Origin of the sequence: Pseudomonas fluorescens (genome assembly GCF_000730425.1) — a bacterium.
In the GTDB taxonomy this organism is placed as follows: Bacteria; Pseudomonadota; Gammaproteobacteria; order Pseudomonadales; family Pseudomonadaceae; genus Aquipseudomonas; species Aquipseudomonas fluorescens_X.
In genome coordinates this window covers 4,060,710-4,082,108 of sequence record NZ_CP008896.1, presented here as the reverse complement: position 1 = coordinate 4,082,108, position 21,399 = coordinate 4,060,710, and the positions used below count along the sequence as shown (strand labels likewise).

At 58.1% G+C, this 21,399-nt stretch carries 12 protein-coding genes; all 12 read right to left on the bottom strand.

Annotation, left to right across the window (positions count from 1 at the left end):
* Positions 1 to 16 precede the first annotated feature (16 nt).
* Positions 17 to 1,735 carry a ShlB/FhaC/HecB family hemolysin secretion/activation protein gene (locus HZ99_RS18240; RefSeq protein ID WP_038444989.1) on the bottom strand — a complete coding sequence of 573 codons (1,719 nt, stop codon included), beginning with the start codon at positions 1,733 to 1,735 and terminating at the stop codon, positions 17 to 19.
* A 712-nt stretch (positions 1,736 to 2,447) separates the two neighbouring features.
* Positions 2,448 to 2,813 (bottom strand): immunity 8 family protein, encoded by a 366-nt coding sequence (locus HZ99_RS27965; RefSeq protein WP_080727724.1) that lies wholly within the window; start codon positions 2,811 to 2,813, stop codon positions 2,448 to 2,450.
* Between the two features lie 332 nt (positions 2,814 to 3,145).
* On the bottom strand, positions 3,146 to 3,508 hold the full coding sequence (locus HZ99_RS18235) for a hypothetical protein (RefSeq protein WP_038444988.1): 363 nt from the start codon (positions 3,506 to 3,508) through the stop codon (positions 3,146 to 3,148).
* On the bottom strand, positions 3,509 to 3,892 hold the full coding sequence (locus HZ99_RS28700) for a hypothetical protein (RefSeq protein ID WP_144243185.1): 384 nt from the start codon (positions 3,890 to 3,892) through the stop codon (positions 3,509 to 3,511).
* Positions 3,871 to 4,230 carry a hypothetical protein gene (locus HZ99_RS18230; protein WP_144243184.1) on the bottom strand — a complete coding sequence of 120 codons (360 nt, stop codon included), beginning with the start codon at positions 4,228 to 4,230 and terminating at the stop codon, positions 3,871 to 3,873. The genes HZ99_RS28700 and HZ99_RS18230 overlap by 22 nt, the downstream gene beginning before the upstream one ends.
* Before the next feature lie 392 nt (positions 4,231 to 4,622).
* Entirely contained in the window at positions 4,623 to 5,024 is a 402-nt protein-coding gene (locus HZ99_RS28695) for a hypothetical protein (RefSeq protein WP_144243183.1), read from the bottom strand.
* Positions 5,025 to 5,098: 74 nt separating this feature from the next.
* Positions 5,099 to 5,371, bottom strand: a complete 273-nt coding sequence (locus HZ99_RS18225) for a hypothetical protein (RefSeq protein ID WP_038444983.1) — start codon at positions 5,369 to 5,371, stop codon at positions 5,099 to 5,101.
* A complete protein-coding gene (locus HZ99_RS18220; protein WP_038444980.1) occupies positions 5,364 to 15,569 on the bottom strand; it encodes a DUF637 domain-containing protein in 10,206 nt (3,401 codons plus the stop codon). The genes HZ99_RS18225 and HZ99_RS18220 overlap by 8 nt, the downstream gene beginning before the upstream one ends.
* A 30-nt stretch (positions 15,570 to 15,599) precedes the next feature.
* Positions 15,600 to 17,321 (bottom strand): ShlB/FhaC/HecB family hemolysin secretion/activation protein, encoded by a 1,722-nt coding sequence (locus tag HZ99_RS18215; RefSeq protein ID WP_038444977.1) that lies wholly within the window; start codon positions 17,319 to 17,321, stop codon positions 15,600 to 15,602.
* A gap of 264 nt (positions 17,322 to 17,585) precedes the next feature.
* Complete coding sequence (pgaD, locus tag HZ99_RS18210; protein ID WP_038444975.1) at positions 17,586 to 18,053, bottom strand: poly-beta-1,6-N-acetyl-D-glucosamine biosynthesis protein PgaD; 468 nt, start codon at positions 18,051 to 18,053, stop codon at positions 17,586 to 17,588.
* On the bottom strand, positions 18,050 to 19,396 hold the full coding sequence (gene pgaC, locus HZ99_RS18205) for a poly-beta-1,6-N-acetyl-D-glucosamine synthase (protein WP_038444974.1): 1,347 nt from the start codon (positions 19,394 to 19,396) through the stop codon (positions 18,050 to 18,052). The genes pgaD and pgaC overlap by 4 nt, the downstream gene beginning before the upstream one ends.
* Positions 19,397 to 19,399: 3 nt before the next feature.
* Positions 19,400 to 21,397, bottom strand: a complete 1,998-nt coding sequence (pgaB, locus tag HZ99_RS18200; protein WP_038444972.1) for a poly-beta-1,6-N-acetyl-D-glucosamine N-deacetylase PgaB — start codon at positions 21,395 to 21,397, stop codon at positions 19,400 to 19,402.
* Positions 21,398 to 21,399: the final 2 nt, after the last annotated feature.

Here is a 21,399-nt window from a genome sequence, read left to right as displayed (position 1 = left end):
GCGGCTAGGCGTTGAATTACAGGTAGAAATCCATCCGGAAGTAGATCGGCGCTTCGCGCTCGCTCATCACTGCCGGACGTTCCAAGGAATGGGCAAAGGTCACACTGGTGCTGACGTATTTGCCACGGGCGAACAGCTCCACGGAGTTGCTGGAAACCCGGCCGTGGGTAGTGCCGTTGTAGCGGTCGTTGCGGATCACGCCCTGGTCGTAGCCCAGGCTCACGCCGTACTCGCCGAAGGCCGGGCGCAGCCAGTCCACCAGCACCGGGCGCGCCCAGCGCAGGTCGTTGCGCCAGTAGCCGCCGCTGTCGCCGTTGAGTTGCTGGTCCTTGAACCCGCGCACCGAGGACGAACCCCCCAGGCTCATGCGCTGCGGGCTGAACAAGATGTCTTCACTGCGTTGCCCGGTGGCCAGGCTGGTAAAGCTGAGCGACTCGCCCCACAGCGTGAACGGCTGCAGGTAGCTGACGGTGGCGGTGTATTTGCGGTAGCGCGAATCGGGTAGGCGATTGCCGAATCTGTCGCGGTCCTCTTGAGACTGGGCATCGAGCAAACCAATGCCATTCTGCATGCCCAGGTCCATGTTGACGTAGGCACTGCCGACCCGCCGGCCATGGTTGATACCTACCTGCATTTCGCTCAGGCGGGTGCTGCTGTCCAGACGAGTGTTGAACACGTAGTTGTTGGTGCGCAGGTGGGCCAGGCCAACGTTGACCGAAGTCTTGCTCACATCATCGCGGTGCACCACGCGCTCGGCGCGCAGTTGGTGGTTCTGGCTGTCGCCCGATTGCTTGAAACTGAACGTGTCAGCCTGGCCCAGCGCACGGTAATCGCTCTCGCTGTAGGTGTAGCTGAAGTTCCACCAGCCCCACGGCACGTTGTAATAGAACATGCCATTCTTCGACGTCTTCTGGTGATCGCTGATCGCGTCGTGGCCGCCGCGCAGCACCAACTGGTCGGCCAGGCCCAGGGGGCTGTCCCACTCAAGGCCGGCGCCCCACTGCTGCTCGCCAGTGCTTTTCTGCCCGTCGTTATTGCGCGACAGGCTGGCGCGCCAGGGTTTTTGCGGGGCGTTTTTCACCAGCACCGTACTGCCGCCCACCGCATCGCCAGGGGCCAATTCCATTTGCGCCTGGTTGGATGGCAAGCGGTTGAGCTGATCGATGGCCTGCTCGATTTCCCGCAGGTTGAGCAAATCGCCGTTTTTACCGGGGAAGGCCATGGCCAACTCGCGCGGTGACAGTTTGCTGTCGTCGGCACCCTTCAAGTCTTCGAGCTTGCCTTCCACCACCAACACTTGCAGATGCCCTTTGGACAAATCCTGCTGCGGCAAGTAGGCGCGGCTGGTGACCATGCCCTTGTCGATGTAGTGATCGGTGACGGCCTTGAGCAGTTGATTGAGTTGGGAAACGCCCAGGCACTGGCCCGTGTAAGGCTTGATCAAGCGCTCACGCTCGGTGGCAGACAGGCTGTCGGCGCCTTTGAGTTCGATGGTCTTGATCGGGAAGCAACGGCTGTCCACTGGAGCGGTGGGCGTTGCGGGTTTGACTTCCTTGCCGGGCAACTCCTTGAGGTCTTCAAGACGCCGGCGCTGCTCTTCCAGCAGACGGTTTTGCCGGTCGCGGATCAGGTCCTGATCGCCAGGCGAGGTCGCAGCCACTGCGCTGTTTGACGCGCAGAAGGCGAGCAGGGCAATACACAGGGAATACCGAATCCGTGGTAATAACAAAGGCATGTTCGATCCATCGAATAACAAGGGGCGGCAAACTAACATCGAACTTCCACACAGCCAAAATTCCCGGCTAGTTGAAGCTGAAAATTAAATCACCCGTAAGCTGCTGATTAGCAAAGATAAAAAACATCAGCAACAATTAAATGCTTGTATTCGGAATTTTTATTCCGACAAGCGGTATCAGTTTTGATACTGCTTTCGGCGCAACTTGAAAGCGGCCATTAGTTGGCCATCAATGTTGTGCCGCGAGGGTTTAGTAGCCAAATACGCGAAAAAGTTCGTGGTTATTTTGTGAATTGGATCCCATTTCCGACGACAGGCCTCTCCCCCTCCCTCTGTAGGAGCTGGCTTGCCAGCGATAGCAGCCGCGAGACCGCCGCAGGGTGTCAGATGCCCAGCGTCATCGTTGACGACCATCGCCGGCAAGCCGGCTCCTACACATGCCACCTCGCACCACTCCCGTGCGATGGCTGCAACTTGATGGATGTGATTGGGCGGCGTGTGAATCCACAATGCTGCTAAAAATAAATCTGTCCCCTTTTCCCGAACCTAATCCAAGAATTGCTATTGCACAAGGACGAGCCAGCCGAGGTCTTTGAATAGCTCAAGCTCGATACGGCGTGCAACGTCCGGTCACTGTAGCCATATCCCTCCAATGAGAAGAAAACACCGGCACTAGGCCGGTGTCTGTGTAAAGGGAGTGGCCATGCCCTACTCATGGACCTCCTTCTTCGTATCCTTCAAACTCCCACAAGCCTAATCTTGATACTTTTTTTGAGATTTCGCGCCAGTTCGTCCCTGAACAATCCAGCAAGAACTTCTCAATAGCGTGAACAATTTTTTGATAATTGTACTCACGAACAATAAGGTAATGCATTCCTATAAGAACCTCGTCTGTTCCAAGGTTATTTTCAATCCACTTTGGAGTGTAAACCTCGATATCAAATGACTCCTCACCATCCTCACCCGATGGGCCAATCATCGCTTGCAGAAGGACGCAAAAACTATCCGCACATGCAGGATGGTAACTTTCGAGATCATAAATACCGGGACTATGAACCCGCTTTAATTCTGCGCTCATAGTTTAATCCGTGATATCCAAGTGGACATTTGACTACCACTTTTTTGTTTCTTGATCTGGAAATTTTTGCTAAAAATTAGCTTGAGTTACCTGCTGGTATGGTTTGTAAGTGAGAGGCCTATACTGCCTCAAACCATCCTGGCCAACTAACGTTTTTCCGTCACTAGCTACTTTATACCCATCACCAACCCAAGCTTTTCCCATAACATCAGCTTGTTCTCTTGTAGCTGAACCAATGCCAAAACTACCTTTCCCTTTCGTGGCCTCACTGAGTTGACCACTCAATTTTTCCCAATCGCCTGTCGCTTTTGCACCAAGAAAAATTTATGAAATTACGTGTTGCCTAAATAAACGGCCCCATCCGAGAACTCCATCAGCCAAGGCTCAGTTGATGACGAACAAAATGCATTCAAGACGCGGCCGTCAGATAATTTAAAAAATGGATCAATTGGCTGAGCATCAATAAGCCAATCTACCTCAATAATGGATAAACCTAAAAGCTCAGAAACATGGTCAAGGGCGTCGTCGTCCCAACAAGCGAACAGCAGTTCCCCCCCCTTAGACACGCGCCACGCGCTCTCAGTCCGAAAGCTCCAACCCGCTGAAAAAAGCATCAAAGTATCGCCATCCCAAAATACTCTTTCAATTTTCATAGGCAACAAAAGAGCCACAGCTTGCATGAATGTATTCATCATTTAGTCCACTTGCTCAATATGCGTACGCTCTCTAATCCACTGCTTCCGTTCAGCCTTCGATAAACCCTGCGGGGGCTTTCCAGTAGTAGGATCAACAGGTCCGCCATTAGCGTTCTCGAATGATGCGCGCTGGGGACTTCGACCATCCGCCTGCATCACCCGAACTCGCGAACCATCAAGCAAGATGTATTGAGTTCCGACCATATTTCCTCTGGTCGGAGAAACTACTGGTTTTGTTGGGTACCCTGCTGTTTCAAAATCAGCAATCATCTTAGACTGACTTTTAGGAAGATTCACTCCAGAGATATGACTATATTGACCCCACATTTGCTTTGCACCTGTTCCAGATGGCAAGCTTTCCGCTAGCCCTTCCACCAAATCCACGGACTCAGCCACCTTCCCTTCAAGATATAGTTTTTTGCCTTACCCAGGACTTTCTGAGCAGAGTCTCCAAGTCCGGGGATCAACCCAACGCTTGCGATCGCATAATCGAACGGATCTTGAGCTTCTGAGAATGCCTTGGCATCGCCATAGACAGAAATAAAGTCCGATCCAAATTCTGCCAACTCTTTCGCTAATCGCGCCGTTTGCGCCGCCGCAAATGGGTTGTTTATCTCCTTGATACTACGAAGCTCGGACTCGATCGAATAAGCTGCAAGCTCCTTGTCTTGCGCAGTCTCTTTAGCTTGCTCTTTGGCCTCAGGACCAAACCTTGCAGCCACGAAACTCCGGGCTGCGTCCTCTGCTTCTTTTCGTAACAAGGGGTAGCAAGATCAATTCTTGCCATCGAAAAAATTACATCTATGTCCGAGTCGAATAGTCATCTAATTTTCTGCTCACGCAGTGAAAAACTGGAAAACCAAATCACCCGCCTTTTTTATTTTTTATATCTTTAATTTTCGATAGCACCCAAATCCCTATCGCCACCGGAACACCATAACTAGCACCAATCAACAAGGAAGCCTCGACATTAGAATAATCAAAGCGCCAAGTTTCAAACTTGAAATAACCGACCACTAAAACAATCAACTCCCCCATCAGCCAAAGTATAAAAAAGCCAGTACAAAGTATACAATAAGAAGCGCAAACAGATAAATCCCTATAGACTTAGGCTTCATTCACCACCACCTAAATTAGATATACCTCCACCTACCACTTCAGACATGGCAGATCCCTTGGTAGATCCTACCCCTTCGCTAGCTGCATTACCTACGAGTGGCTTTAATTGGCCAGATACCATATTACCCACCCTATAACCTACTCCAGTACCTATAGCTGAACCTAAAAGGGAATACGTCGAATCCTCACCCTTGATCAAACTTCCCAGATAAGATCCGCCCAATCCCATACCTTGCGTAGCCCAAAACCCTCTACCCTGAGTCGCCCCACCAACAGCAGCGGCAATCGATGCATCGACGTAAATAAACGGCTTTTCTGTGGACAACTGATAACTGATGCTTGCACCACCAGAAATAGCAGCAACTGCTGCTGCACCAACAATACCTGCTGCCGGCATTGCAGCTACACTTAGTGAGCCGGGAACATACACCCAACCAGCAACATAATCATGACCAAGACCTTTATACCCGACTACCTCTCCGCCTCACTATCATTGGCTTTGCCGCTTTTACGCTCTTTGAGCAGATATAAAACCCAAACACCTATTGCTACAGGAATGGCGTAAGCCAAAGCGCCAAAAACCAAGCGGAGAGCATCAATTTTTGTAAAGTCCAAAACGCCACTCTTAAAGTAATGAATAGATATGGCCATGAAGGTCCCTACAAAGGCCAAAAAAACAAACAAAACAATACAGTAAATAATTAATAGAAAAAACAGTTTAAATTTAGACTTCCCTCTATTCATCTTTAGTCCCCAATGATTGAATTTGCCCACCAACAACTTCCGAAACAAAAGAACCGGCAGTATTACCTATTGTATCAGCTGCCCCTCCTAGGACGGGCCTCAGTTGACCAGTTACCAACTGCCCGCCTTTAAAACCCATCGCCCCCCCCACAGCTGAACCCATTAACGAATACGTCGGATCCTCACCCTTGATCAAACTCCCCAGATAAGACCCGCCCAATCCCATACCTTGCGTAGCCCAGAATCCTCTACCCTGAGTCGCCCCACCAACAGCAGCAGCAATCGATGCATCGACGTAACTAAACGGCTTTTCTGTGGACAACTGATAACTGATGTTTGCACCACCAGAAATAGCAGCACCTGCTGCTGCACCAACAATACCTGCTGCCGGCATTGCAGCTACACTTAGCGAGCCAGGAACATACACCCAACCAGCAACATACTCATAACCTGGTCCTTTATAGCCATCGCTTCTGGCTAAGGATCTGAACGCTTCAGACATCTCGTCTGGCGTTTTGCCTTGCTCGATCATATCAGCACCGAGACTGGAAGCAGCCGCTCCCCAGCTCCCACCCGGATGTAGAAAGTCATTATAACGCTGTGCATTCCCCGCTACCCAACTGGCGGTCTCAGGGTCACCATTGCCCAAAGCCCCCGCCAAAACTCCTATGACCTGAGCGGTGGCCACTTTGAACTGGGGATTCGTAGTAATTTGAGAGTCTAGGTATTTACTCAGGTTTTCCGTTGCGACAGACGTCAGACCCTCCGCAGCAGCCCCCGCAAGTGCACCTGTTTTAAAATCACCACCCTTTGCCGATGACAGTGCCCCACCCAATACAGCATGCATCAAGATTTTCTGGGCTGACCCCGGGCTCACCTTCAGATAGTCGGCCAAATCACCGACCTGTTTATTGCCAAAGGCCGCGGTCAGATCAAGCCCCTCAGATACTGCCGCCGTGCCAAGATTATCTTTTAGACTTCCACCATTGATCGCCGTGTTAACGCTGCCCGCGACCAAAGCATGTGTACTACTTCGAAGCACATTTTCACTGACCGTATTCCAATCCAACATGCTCGAAGAGTAGCCTGGATTGTTGACACCATTGGCATTCAGAATCAACGGACCATCGGGATTCCAACCAGCAACTGAATTGTCTATTCCACTCAGAATCTCACTTGTCACCATCTGCGTGGCATAGCCCTTTATGGCATTTTTGCTGGTTGCAGCTTTCAGGCCCGCACCAATATCTCCGCCGCCATTGATCGTCCCAACTGCAAAGTTGCTGGCCATGGCCCCGGCAAGAGGCCCCAAGTAGATGCTGGCGACAATCGAAATAATCAGCGCGGGCGCAGCACCTAATCCGGACTGCTTATAATCCCAACTGTCGTGGATCTCCTTTACCACGCGCCAATTCACTTGCCCGCTGGCCTCAGCTTGCTTGATCCACGCCAACTGAGGCTCAGCTTGAACCATCGCATCAATCGTTTGGCTGACTGTCTTTTGATCAATTTGTTTAATGTCAATGTTGATCTTGCCAGCAGCACGAATAGCTAACTCCCCCTGAGCCACCATCTGTGTCTGACGCAAAGTCTCGTCTGTAGCGCCCTTCCCCTTGGCACTATTCCATGCCATATCACTCTTACTCTTCTCATGACTCTCCTGCCGCAAATCCTTAACCGCCTCAAACGTCACCGCTCCCCCGCTGACAATCGCAATATCCCCGCCACTGTCGAGCTTCGCCGCCTGGTACTTCTGATCCCCACCACTCTCCAGCGTCAGGTCTCCACCGGTCTTGATCTCGCTGCCGATGTTTTTCACATCGGTCACTTCATCGCGTTGGGTCTTCTTGCTGCCCCAGTTGCCCTTCTTGCTCATGTCATACAGCGAATAACTGCTGTCCTGCGCCGCCAGCATGTTCAGCTCGTTTTCGGCGTGTACATACGCTTCATTGCCCGCGCTGATTTTGCTGGCGACCAGGGTCAGGTCGGTGCCGGCGATGGCGATCAGGTCGCCGCCGGCCTTTAGTTCGGCACTTTGTTGGGTGACGGTGTCCAGTTGGGTGGTGGTTTTGGTCCCGCCTTTTTTGCCTTTGGAATAGTCATGCTCCTCGTTGGCCGCTGCAGCCAGGGTCAGGCTTTCGCCGGCCTTGGCGCTGAGGTCTTTTGCCGCGCTAACGGTGCTGGCGACCACAGCGATGTCGCGTCGGGCGTCGATGGCCAGGTTGCCACCCACGTCTACGCTGGAGCCGTGTTGCAGGAGGGTTTGTTCGGTGCTCTTGACCCGGCGGCGCTGGTAGGCGGCGCTGTCTTCTTCGGTTTGGCTGGCGATCACTACATCGCGCCCAGCGGTCACGCTGGCATTGCCTCCAGCCTTGAGGTGGCTGCCGAGGTTGAGGACGTCACGCCCAGAGCTGAGTTTGAGGGTGTCCGTGGCTTCGAAGCGCGAGGCATCGCTGACCACGTCATCGCGCAGTTGAAATTTCTCCCCCTCACGCTTGAAGGTGGTCACGGTGCGCTCGTTGATGATGTCGCCGGTCAGCGCGGTGGCGCTGATGTCGCGGCCGGTGACAATGCCGCCGCGGCTGTTGCGGATCGAGTCGGTGGCGAGCATGTCCAGGCGGTTGCCGGCTTGCATCAGGCCGCTGTTGTCGATGTTGCCGCCGACCAGGTCCAGATTATTTTTGGCCCGTAGAGTGCCACTGTTGTGCAGGTCGCCGCCGGTGATCAGGCTCACGTCCTGGCCCTGGATCAGTGCGCCGTTGGGCGCCAGGCGGTTGTTGGCCTGGGCGAGGTAAAGCACGGGGGTCAGGACTTTCTGGCCGTTGACCTCGGCCTCCTCCATCCAGACGATGTCGTGGGTCAGTGCCGCCACTTGTTCGGCAGTCAACGACACACCGAGCTGCAAGTTCAGCGAGTCCTTGTAGGAGATGGCGTTGTCCATCAGGTAGCGGAACAACGCGTCGTCGCTGGTGATCCCGTCGATGTAACGCTGGCCAGTGCGCGCTACCACGGCTTCGCGGATCAGGCGTTGCTCGTAGAGGCCATCACCTAGGCGTTTCCAGCTGTCATCGGGGTTGTAACCCAGCTTACCCAGCAGGTAGTCGGAGCTCATGAACTGCTTGAGGTCGGTGAGCGCCGGGTTGGTCTCGATCAGGTATTTGTGGCTGTTATCCACCGGAGCGATTTCCGGTAGCCCTTGCACGCGGGTGATCGAAGGTGCACGGCTGTCCAGGACCAGCGGGCCCTGGCCGTTGACCGCACTACTAACCGGCTGACCAGCGAGGCTGAAGCCGCGCTCTTGCACGGCACTGTAGTCGAGGGTTTTCTCGCGCTCGGCGGCGCTGACCACACGCCCACTCACGGTGAAGTCACCGGTACCGGTGGCCGCTTGACCCGCTGCGCCGCCTTTCGCGGCTTGGCCGCTGAGGCGGAATAAACCGTTCTGGCTGGTCGGCAAACTGAAGCCAGGCAAGGTCACCGGGTTGACCTGACGCTGGGCCAGGTCCGACGGAAGTTGTGCAGTGATCGCCGGTTTGACCGTGGAGGCAAACACGTCAGAGTTGGTGTTGCGGTTTTGCGCCGGCGTATTGATATCCGTGGCGTTGGGGCGGATCACACTGTTGTTGATTTGCTGGGTGGCGTTAACGGTGACTGAACCGGCCGCCTGAATAACCGCGGGGGCAATCACACTGCCGGTAGTCGGTACTACATAGCTGGAGAAGTTAAAAAAGTTGCCAATCCCGCTCATCAACTTGTCCATGGTCATTTCACCAGGACGGTAATCGCCGGAGTTGGGGTCGTTGTAGAGGTTCAGCTGGTCTCTGCGGCTGATAAACGTGTTGTATTGGCCGCGATCCCGGGTATAGAACTCGGAGTTGTAGTGTTTCTCTTCACCACCGGCTGCGCCGACGTTGTTCAGCACAGCAGTGTTGATCTGGATGTTTTGGGCAGCCGAGACCGAGCTGTAAAGGTTGTCGAAGGTCTGGCTGCCCACTGTCAGGTCACCGCCGGCATTGATGAACGCCGACGCCGCACTGCCGGTGACCACGTCTTCATAACGCTCGACAGCGCTGAAGTGGACTTCACAGCCCTTGCCTTTGCAGAAGTCATCGAAGCGCGTGCTGAGGTTGCCCGACACCAGCTTCTTTTCAGTGCTGAACTGGTCGCGACGGTTGCTCAGGGTGTCCGCCAGCAATCGCATATTGCCGGCGCTTTCCAGCGTGCCGGAGATGTTCTCGATCAGCGCACTGCGCCCGTTGGCATCGTCCCGGGCAATGTCCAGGCCGCCAAGGCTGTAGACGTCGCCATAACGGTTGCTCAAGTCGTTGACGCGCAACGTCATGTCGTTGCCGCTGAAGATCAGGCCCTTGTCATTGAGCAGGTGAGTGGCGTTCAGGCGGACCTTTTCAGCGCCGCCCAGGGTGCCGTAGTTGTTCAAAGTGGTGGCGTTGACGGTCAGGTCGCCGATGGCGGTCAGGCGTCCGCGATTGTTCAGGGTGGTGCTGTTGATCTGGGTAAGTGCACCGCCAGCAATACGCCCGTTGTCGCCCAGGTCCGTGCGGGCGCTGGTGAGGGTCATGCTGCCCAGGCTGCTGACCCGACCGTTGCCGCTGTAGCCACCGGTAAGCGTGAGGTTGAGGGTGCCGTCACTGGCCAGCAGGCCTTCGTTGGTCCAGGTATCGCCAGTGCCGGTCAGGCTTTGTGAGCCGAGCAACTGACCGCTGGCGGTCTGGGTGAACTGGCCGATATCGAGGTTCAGGCGCCCGGCCTGGATCACGCTGCTGTTGGTCCAGCTCGCGGCCTTGATGTCCAGTTGGCCGTTGGTGACGAAACTGCCGCCGGCACGGGTGACCTGGTCGGAGGTCAGGTCGAATTTGCCGCTGCCGCTATGGACGATGCGCCCGCCGTTGTTGTCCAGGCTGGCAGCTTGCAGGTTGAGGTTTTCGTTGGCACTTTCCAGCGCACCGAGGCGGTTATCGAACAGCCCCAATGTGCTGATGTTGGTGGAGCCGGTGCGGCCCATGGCCCGCAGGGTACCGCCCACGTTGCTGATGGTTTGTGCGGCGAGACGCAGGGTTTCGTCGCTTTCGATCAAGCCAAAGCGGTTACTCAGGGTGCCTGTCAGGCCAAAGTCGATGGCGCGTGCCCCGACCTTGCCACCGTTGCCGATAGCCGTGCCCTGGTTATCGAAATCCTGGGCCGTGACCTTGAGCAAGGTATCGGCATACACGCCACCGCCCTGGTTGTTCAGGGTGCTGGTGACGATGCGGTTTTCACCGCCCAGGGCCGACAGGTGCCCCAGTTGGTTGAGCAACCCGCCCTTGGCTTCGATGTCCAGCGATTGCGCCTGGGTGATACCGCTGCCATTGTTGAACAACCCTGTGACCAGTTTGATCCAGCCCTTGCTGCTGTTCAGTACGCCGCCAGCAGTGTTGACCACACTGGCCGTTTGCAGGTCCAGGTTGCCGCTGAGGCTGTCGACCCGGCCGCCCTGGTTATTCAGGGCGCCACTGAGGCGTAGCTGGTTGTCGGCCTGGCTTTGTAACGTGCCCTTCTGGTTACTGAGGGTTCGAGCGACGAGATCAAGCTTGCCCTTCTGGCTGAAGATCAGGCCGTCTTCCTGGTTGTTGACGTCACCGGCCAGCAACTTGATCACCAGGTCTTGCTGGCTGGCGAGCGTGCCTTTGTCGCGGTTATCCAGGTCGCCCTTGGCGAGGGTCAGGTCGAGCCGGTCCTGGCTGACCAGTTGGCCGCCACGGTTATCCAGGTTCGATGCGTTCAGCAGCAAGGCCGCGCCACTGGCCAGGCGGGCATTGTTGGCGTTGATCAGCGCACCGCTGAGGGTGCCTTCCAAGGTGCCCTGGCTGATCAGTTGGCCGGCGCTGTTGTCCAGACTCTCGCCAACAAGGGTGATGTTGCCAGCGTTGACCCGGCCAGCACGGTTGAGGATTTGACTCTGGGCGTTATTGAAGTCCAGGCGTTGAGCGGCGGAAATCAACCCGTTGTTGCTGTTATCCAGGCGACCGGCAACGTTAAGGCTGACATCAGCCTGGCCTGAGATGATCCCTTGATCATTATTCAGGCTGGCGGCGCTGATGGTCTGCTTGCCCTGACTGACCAGGGCACCCGCTGCGTGGTTATCCAGCACGCCAGTGAGCGTGGCTTGCAAGGTGCCGCTCTTGCTCGACAGCGTACCCTCGGCGCTGTTGTCCAGGCTGCCCCCAACGACCGTCAGGCCATTCCAGCCAGAGATCAAACCCTTGTCGGCGTTGACCACTGCATCCGCTTCGAGACGCAGTTGATCGGCACTGAGGATGACCCCGCGATCACCGTTATCGATGCGCTTGGCTGCCACGGTGAACGCCGTCTGGCTGGAGATTTCGCCTTGCTCACGGTTGGTCAGGTTGGCCAGACGGGCGAAGGTCAACGGCCCTTTGGCGCTGATCAAACCCGCACTGTTGTCCAGATCTCCACCTTGCAGGTCGAGGGTCACGGCGCGCTCGCCGATCAAACGGCCCTGGCGCTGAATCAGTTTCTGGACGGTGAGTTTCAAGTCGCCCTTGGACGAAATTTCCCCGTCCAGGCTTGAGTCCACGCGCTGGCCCACCAAGGTGAGATCGCTTTGACTGTTGATCAGGCCCGCACCGTTATCGAGGTTGGCGACGGTCAGGTTCAAGGCTTGCTGGCTGCCGATCACGCCACTGCGGTTATCGACATCAGCAGCGGTCAGCGTCAGGCTGCCATCGCTGACCAGTTGCCCGCCCTGCCCGTTGTTCAGCGTGCCCGTGCTCAGGGTCTGAAGCGTACCGGCAGAAAACCGGCCCTTGTCGCTGTTGTTCAATGAGCCCGAGGTTGTAGTAAGCGTGGTGGCAGCGGAAATCAGCCCCTGGTTATGGTTGTCCAGAACGCCAGTGACCTTCAGGCCCAGCGCGCCACGGCTGGCGAGTGCGCCGCCGGCCTGGTTGTCCAGGCTATCTGCATCCACCTGCAGGAGGTTCTTCGCAGACAACACACCTTCGACGCTGTTATCCAACGCCTTGGCGACGCGTACCTGAAGGCTGTCGCCACTGATGACTTTGCCGCCCCGGTTGTTCAACGCATCGGCCGCCAGCAGGAACGATTGCGTGCTGGAAATTTCGCCGCCCTGGCTGTTGTCGACGCTGCCCAGGTTGTTCAACAGCAATTGGCCTGGGGTCGCAATCAGGCCGCGGTCGCGGTTGATCAGTTGCCCATGGCTCAAGTCCAGGTCGATGCTGGTATCGCTGACCAACTCGCCACGATCATGTTGGTCCAGCCCGGCCAGGGTTGCCTTGACCGTGGACTTGGCAAAGATCGAACCTTGTTGGCTGTTGTCCAGTTGCCCGGCATTGAGGGTGATCCCGGCGTCACTGCTGATGCTGCCTTGCCGGCTGTTGTCCAGGCCGGCACTGCGCACGTCAATCTGTTGCTTGGCGCTGATCACGCCGCCCTGGCTGTTGTTCAGCGCAGTACTCGCCAGCGTGGCCGTGCCATCGGCCAGCAGTTTGCCCGCCTGATTGTTCAATTGGCCCTGAGTCGTGATCGACAGGGCGTTGGCGGCAGACAGAATGCCGCCCTGGCTGTTGTCCAACGTGCCAGCCTTGACCGTTAACACGCCTTCACTGAGCAATGTGCCCTGGGCCTGGTTGAGCAGGTCACCGGTCAGGTTGATGTTCAGGTTCTTTTGGCTGGTGACGCGACCACCCAAGCGGTTATCCAGTTGAGCGCCGTTCAACACCAAGCTCTCGCGCCCCGCCAGCAGCCCTTTGCTCTGGTTGAGCAGGCGTTGCACCGTCAGGGTCAAGCCACTGTCACCCATCACCTTGCCGGTGCTGTTGTTCAGTTGATCAGCCACCAGCAGCACTTTGGCCTGGCTGGATATCTCGCCTTGCTGGTTGAAGACGGTCTGGCTGCGCAGGTCCACACCTTTAACGCCAGAGACAAAACCCGCATTGCGGTTATCCAGGGAGGTGCCTTTGAGCGTCAGCGCACCTTCGCTGACTAATTCACCCCCCTGTTGATTAAACACCCCGACCGTCGCCAGCACATCGCTCTTGGCACCGAGGTGTCCGGCGGCGTTTTCGATTTGGCTGGCATTGAGGGTCAACACTCCATCGCTGTTCAGTTGACCGCCTTGACTATTGTCCAGACTGGTCAGTTCAACAAGGATGTCAGCTTTGCTACTGATAGAGCCCTTTTGACTGTTGTCGAAGCTGCCACCGGTCAGGGTCAATGCCCCGTCTGCGATGACCTGGCCTCCCTGATTGACCAAGCTATCGCCGTGCACAACCAGAGTGGTTTTACTGGATAACAACCCCGCCTGGCTGTTGTTCAACTGCCCCACAGTGACCTGCTGAGCACCTTCACTCACCAACCGGCCTTCGCTTTGGTTGCTGAGCAGCCCCGTGACGGTTGCAGTCAAGCCACCCTGGCTTTGCAGGGCACCTTTAGCACTGTTATCCAGGCTCGCCGCCTGCACCGTCAGCAAACGGGTGGCCGAGAAAATCCCCAGGCGGTTATCGATCGCGCCGCTGGCGATCACGTTGAGGTGGCTGCCCAGCAGCTTGCCGGAGCGGTTATCCAGCGTCGTGGCGGTAACGTTGGTTTGGCTGGCGGAGATTTCGCCCAGTTGGTTGCTCAACTGCCCAGCGGTGACACTTACTCGCTCGGTACTCGCAACCTGGCCGTTATCGTTGATCAGTTGATCGGTGCTAAGCGTCAAGTCCTTGAGACCTATCACCCGACCATTCTGGTTGTTCAGCGCAGCCACCACCGTGACGTCCGCACTGTTCTCACTTTGCAGCAATCCATCGGCCCGGTTGTCGAAACCATTGGCGTTAACCTTCAGAGAGTCGACACCGAGGACACGGCCACCACGGTTATCGAGTTGACCAGCGATCACTACGGTTTTTAAGCCGCTCAATGTCCCAGCCTGGTTATCCAGGGTCTGGCTAGTCGTCACCGTCAGCGTGCGACTGGCAACCACGCTTTTGGCATTCTTGAGATTGGAGGCTGTAAGGCTCACGTCACCATTGGTATTGCGGCTTTCATCAGGGTTGACGCCCGCTTCGATGATGCCGTTGTTGATCACCTGCCCGCTGCTGGTCAGGGTGATGCTGTCTCGTGCAGCGAGGCTTTTCTGGTTGTTCAAACCCGTGGTGGTTTGTACATCTATACGGGTACCGGCATAGACCGCACCTGTGGCATCCAACTGGCCGGCCTTGATGACGACCGCTTCGCTGGCCTTGGCATTGACCATGCTCAAACGGCCACTGGCATCAAGATGAATATCACCACCACTGGCAGCCAAGGTGCCGTCCAGCTTCACCCCGACACCGGCTTCGGTGCCTACCAGCTTGATCGCACCGGCATACATCCCGCCCAACGCACTGGAGTCAATCGCCAACTCCGGTTTGACACTGCCATCATCTGCACGTGCAGTGGCATTCAGGGTCTGGGCGTTGACGTCGTTGCGCCCGGCAATCACGGTCAAGTTGCGCGCATTGATCTGCGCGTTGATTTTGGCTGAGCGCGTGATGATTTCGAAGCGGTCGACAGCGCTGGCGTCCAGGCCCTGGCCGTCGATGGTCACCGCGCCGCCATCGACCTGGTAGCGGTCCAGGCGACCGTTGTCGAGGATGGGCTTGCCGGTGCTCAGGGTCACGTTGGGGGTGTTGATAAAGCCGCACCCGTTGCAGGTGATGCCGTAGGGGTTGGCGACGATGACTTTGGCCGACTGGCCCGCCACTTCGGTGTAGCCGCGCAACTGGCTGGGGCTGCCGCCGTTGACTTCGTTGAGGATGATATTGGCGGCGCCGCCCTTGAGGTTGGGGTTGCCGAGGATGATCCCGCCCAGTTGCGTTTCTTGCGTACGGCCCGTGGCGTTGTTGAGGATCAGGCCGTTGGCGCCGACGTTGTAGTCCTTGAACTGGTTGTGGGACAGGCCGCTGCCATTGGGCGTGGCGATGTTCACCACCGGTACGCCATTGCCCGCCGCGCCCACCGTGGTGCCGGGGCCGCTGACCACAATGCCGTCGGCCTGGACCAACAGCGGCTGCCAGAACAGCGCATTGGCCAGGATCAGCGCCAGGCCACTCTTGGGCACACCACAGAAGGTGTCGCGGCGCTTCAAGGCCGAAGACGGTTGGCGGGCAAGGAAGGCAAATTGGCGGGCGTCCATGTCAAATTCTCGATGCGGCTGGGCGTTGAATTACAGGTAGAAATCCATCCGGAAGTAGATCGGCGCTTCGCGCTCGCTCATGGCTGCCGGGCGTTCCAAGGAATGGGCAAAGGTCACGCTGGTGCTGACATGCTTGCCGCGGGCGAACAATTCCACGGAGTTGCTGGAGACACGGCCATGTACTTCGCGGTTGTAGCGGTCGTTGCGGATCACGCCCTGGTCGTAGCCCAGGCTGACGCCGTATTCGCCAAAGGCCGGGCGCAGCCAGTCCACCAGCACCGGGCGCGCCCAGCGCAGGTCGTTGCGCCAGTAGCCGCCGCTGTCGCCGGTCAATTGCTGATCCTTGAAACCCCGTATCGAGGCTGAACCACCGAGGCTCATGCGCTGCGGGCTGAACAAGATGTCTTCACTGCGCTGCCCGGTGGCCAGGCTGGTGAAGCTGAACGACTCGCCCCACAGCGTGAACGGTTGCAGGTAGCTGACGGTGGCGGTGTATTTGCGGTAGCGGGCATTGGCCTGCCGATTGCCGAAACGGTCGCGTTCATTTTCGGCCTGGGCATCGAGCAAGCCGATACCGCTTTGCATGCCCAAGTCCATGTTGACGTAGGCGCTGCCGACCCGCCGCCCGTGGTTGAGGCCCCATTGCAGTTCGCTGAGGCGATGACTGCTGACATCCAGGCGGCTGCCTTCGATGTAGTTGTTGGTACGCAGATGAGCCAGGCCAACACTGAGCGAGGTTTTGCTCAGGGCATCACGGTGTACCACCCGCTCGGCGCGCAGTTGATGGTTCTGGCTGTCGCCGGTTTGCTTGAAGTCAAAACCGTCGCCCTGGATCAGCGAGCGGTTATCGCTCTGGTTGTAGCTGTAGTTGAAGTTCCACCAGCCCCACGGCACGTTGTAATACAGCATGGCGTTTTTCGAGGTTTTCTGATGATCGCTAACGGCGTCGTGACCGCCGCGCAAAATCAGCTGATCCGCCAGCCCCAGCGGGCTGTCCCATTCAAGCCCGGCGCCCCACTGCTGCTCACCGGAGCTTTTCTGCCCGTCGTTATTGCGCGACAGGCTGGCGCGCCAGGGCTTTTGCGGGGTGTTTTTCACCAGTACCGTACTGCCGCCCACCGCATCACCGGGGGCCAGTTCCATTTGTGCCTGGTTCGATGGCAAGCGGTTGAGCTGGTCGATGGCCTGCTCGATTTCCCGCAGGTTGAGCAAATCGCCGTTTTTGCCGGGGAAGGCCATGGCCAGCTCGCGATCTGACAGCTTGCTGTTGGCCGCGCCTTTCAAACCTTCGAGCTTGCCCTCCACCACCCACACTTGCAGGTGCCCGGTGGACAGGTCCTGTTGTGGCAGATAGGCGCGGCTGGTGACCATGCCTTGGTCGATGTAGTAGTCGGTGATCGCCTTGAGCACGGCATTGAGCTGTGAGACGCCCAGGCATTGGCCGATGTAAGGCTTGAGCAAACGCTCGCGATCGGAGGCGGGCAGGCTGTCGGCGCCTTTGAGTGCGATGTCTTTGATGGGGAAGCAACGGGCATCCACCGGCGCAACAGAAGCAGCCGGCCCCGCCGATTTACCGGGCAGGCTCTTGAGTTCTTCGAGGCGTCGTTGCTGTTCTTCCAGCAAGCGATTTTGCCGGTCACGGATCAGGTCTTGATCGCCTGGCGTGGTAGCCGCCAGCACGCCGCTGGCCCCCAGGCTTATCAAAAGGCAGATACTCAGCCGCAGCCGAGTCCAGGTTGCTAATGAAGGCATATTCGATCCATCGAAAACAAAAGGCCGTGAACCCAGCACGGAACCTGTGACAACCCAAGAAGATTGCTTGAGCGCAAAACCTTGAGGCAAAACCTCAACTAACTTATTGATTAGTAAGAAGTTACTTATTAATCGTCATCTCAGGACAGCTGTAACGGCAAGAAAACGTGGTGATTGTCATGGGATGGCTGAATGATATGAATGGGAAATTTCTTAAAAGTTTTAAGAAATTTCCTTCAAATAGTGTCAGCCTTTCCTACTCCCCTACCTTTCCTGCCCTGCCACCAGCTTCAACCCTGGCCGCCGCACCTCGCGGGCATGAGGCGCCGTCACCGCCTGCACTCCGCCCTCATGATCGTTATGAATCACCAACACCCCTGGCCGGCGCAGTTTCTCAAGCTCCCCCGCCGCCAGCCGGAAACTCTCGCTTAGACCGTGGTCACTCAACGCCTTGGTCGCTGCACGCCGCTGGGCAAACTGCTTGCCGCGCCGCTGTTGATAACGCGCCCAGCCGATCAGCAGCAGCGCGTTGAACAAGGCGATCCACAGGTAGATCTGCAAGGTGTTCAGCGCCGCAAAGATCGGCGCTTCGATACGTGGGCCGCCATTGCTGTCGAGCATCGGCACCAGGCCGCGCACCAGCAGGATCACCAGCCCGGCCCAGGCCAGCAGGGTCAGGAAGATATCGATGGCCTGCATCACAGGTCGCTGGGGGGTGCGGATCAGGTTCATGGGTTCACTTCCTTGGCAGGTGCCTTGATGCCGCGATCCGGGCTGACCCAGCGCGCGCGTTTCTGATGTTGGCGGAACAGGACTTTGGGAAAGCTGACCAGGGTGGTGAACAGGCTCACCAGCCAGAACACCAGCGGGTACCAGACAGTCCAGAACAGGGTCTTCCACAGGCCGCGCTCGTAGCGCCGGTCAATCATGATGCTGACGGCGAACTGCACCAGGCACACCACCGCCAACAGCAAGCCGGTGAAGGCCGGCGGCATCAGCGAGTCGACGGCAATCGCCTCGGGCAACGGCACAACCTTGCCCACGCCCCAGAAAATCACCGACAGCAGGAAGGTGAAGGCCCAGCCGGTGGACAGGCAGTACTCGAACAGCAGCGGCCACAGGTAACGGTGGCGCCATTGCCAGATCCCGCGGATGTTCTTGAACAACACTTCGGCGCCGCCCTGGGCCCAGCGCAGGCGCTGCTTCCACAGGCCGCCGAGGGTTTCCGGCATGAGGATCCAGCACAGTGCGCGGGGCTCGTAGAAGATGCTCCAGTGGTCCAGCTGCAGCTTCCAGCTGACGTCGATGTCTTCGGTGATCATGTCGGTGCTCCAGTAATCGACCCGGTCCAGGGCCGCCCGCCGAAACGCAACGACCACGCCGGACACGGTGAAGATCCGCCCGAAGACCCGCTGGGTACGCTTGATCAAACCGATGATCGAAGAGAACTCACCCACCTGCACCCGGCCGATCAACGTCGAGCGCGTGCGGATCCGTGGGTTGCCGGTGACCGCCCCCAGCCGTGGGTTGTCGAGCATCGGCGCCACCAGATAGGCCGCCGCATTGCGGTCGAGCAAGGCGTCGCCGTCGATGCACACCAGGTATTCGCTATGCGCCGCCACAGCGCCCATGCGCAAGGCCACGGCCTTGCCCTGGTTTTGCGCCAGGTGCAGCACCCGCAGGCGCGGCTCGCGTAGCGCCAGGGCATCGAGCACCTCGGCAGTGTTGTCGCTGGAGCCGTCGTTGATCGCGATCACTTCCAGGTTGCGATAACGCTGGGCCAGCGCCGCACCGATGGTCTCGGCGGCGTTGTCGCCTTCGTTGTAGCAGGGGATCAGGATCGAGATCAGCGGCTCGCCCTTGAGCACCGGTGCCGGGGTGTCATCGGCCCACGGCCAGTGCCGTTCCCAGTGCAGCCAGAAGTACACGCCACCGGCGATCCACAGCCCGGACATGAACAGCGGATAGAAAAACACAAAGTCCATCAGGAACTGCCCGGTGACCAGGAAGATCAGGCCCAGGGGCACACCCAACACCAGTGCCAATACGAGAAGAGCAAGGATTCTGTCGAACATGAGTCAAGGGTTCCACTGGTTGGAAAGGGCCGGACGCACGGTGTTCAGATCCGGCGAATTCTCCAGGAAGTTGTCGGGGTAGTAGCCAAAACTGTTGGCGCCCTGGCGCTTGAGCACGCCCATCCACTCGGCCATTTGCGCGCCGGAAAGGTCCGGCGCGGCAGCGGTGCGCCAGTCCTTGGCCTGCAGCTCAAAGACCGTGCGCTGCATCGCGCCGGGCCGCGCCTTGACCGTGGCCACCAGCTTTTCCAGCCAGGCATTGGCGTTCTGCGGGGCCTGCCCTTCCATCAGCGGCATGGCCATGGGGGCGGTCCAGTCGTAGCGTTGCAGGAAGTCGTCGAGGTTCTGCGCGAACCAGGCTTCGCTGGCCGGGTTGAGCATCGGCTCGGCGAAGATATTGCGTGCGGTCTGCACCTCTGGCCCACGCAGGACGCGGACCTTGGCGGTCAACTCATCGGTGAAGTCGATCAGGTAGCGGCTCTTGAAGCGGGTCCAGCGCTGCATCACTTCAGGGTCGGCACGCAGGGCCTGGAGGCTGCCCGGCAAACCGTGGGCGGCGTAGGTTTTCAGGGCTTGGGGGCTGGCGTCTTCAAAGTCCGACAGCACCGCATCGTCGTGGAACAGCACACCGTCGATGGCGCTGGTGCGGGCCAGGTCCTGGTAGATCTCACCGATGATCGTGCGCACCTGGGGATCGAACGGTGACAGGCGCTGGTATTGGTCCGGATCAATCGCCGCCTTGCCGGTTTCAGGGTCCCAACGGGTAACCCGCGCCAGCTTGGGATCCAGGGCGAAACTGAGCACCGGCATCCAGGCGAAGACCTTGGCGTGACCACGGGTTTTCAACTGCCAACTGACACGGTTGAACAGGTCGGCGCGCATGGGCAGGTGGCGATTGGGAAAGTACAGCGAATGCACCAGGCCGTCGCCCTTGGGGTCGGCGAAGGCTTGCAGGAATACGGTGTTGGCGCCCATGTCCACCACGCGCTGCACCAGCTTGTCGAGGTTGCGCGCCTCCTGGGCCTTGTCCTCGTCGTAGACATAATCCAGGTCCACATGCAGCACGCGCATCGGCGGTTGCTCCTGCACCGCGACCAGGCTGTTGGCAAAGTGCTCGCCATCCGGGTCGGAGGCCACCAGAAAACGTGGGCTGCTCATCAGGTTGCCGAGGCTGTCGAGGCCGTCTTCCAGGGTCAGGGCCATCTGGTAGCCCTGTTCGCCGACCACGGCCAACGAGGTGCCATCCGCGGCACCGTAAGGCCATACCCACACACGCGGAGCCTTGCCGGTCACGGCACGGATCTTGTTGGAGATGGCCGTGACGTCAGCACGCATGCGCGCCTGGAACTGCGCTTCGGTTTCATAGCGCCCGGTGGCCGGGTCGTAGCGACGGGTGGTGGCTGCCGGTTGCAGGTTGCCCTGGGGATTGGCCAGCACGCCCTTGTGATTGGCATCGGTGTGGGCGGCGATTTCCACCAGGCCCGACTGCGCCACCTCGCGCACTTGTTGCCAGGTCAGGAAATCGCCACGGGCACGCGGCGTGCCGGCAAAGTCCACCGGTTGGTTGAGCGGTGTATCGACCCAAGTGCCCACCGGCGCCAGCAGCGCCGGCCAGCGGTAAGCCCGCAGGATCGGCATGACGCGGGTGTAGAAGCTTGAATAGCCATCATCGAAGCTCAGCATGATTGCCTTGGGGGGCAACGCTGGGCCGCCTGCACGGGCGGCAAGGATCTGATCGACCGACACCGGCTGGTAGCCGTTTTCCCGCAGCCACGCCAGTTGCTCGATCAAACGTTCAGTACGCACCGCCACCACCGCCTGGTCGGGGTCGCGATCCTCGACGTCGTGATAGGCAATCCCCAGGAAGTGGTTTTTCGGCCAGGGCGCCTCACTGGCAGCCTTGAGCCGCTCGGCCGGGGGCGTGTAAGGCGCGGCTTGCTGGGCGCAGGCGCTGCTCAGCAAAAAGCCCAGGGCCAATAGGCAACGGGAAACAATGGTCATGA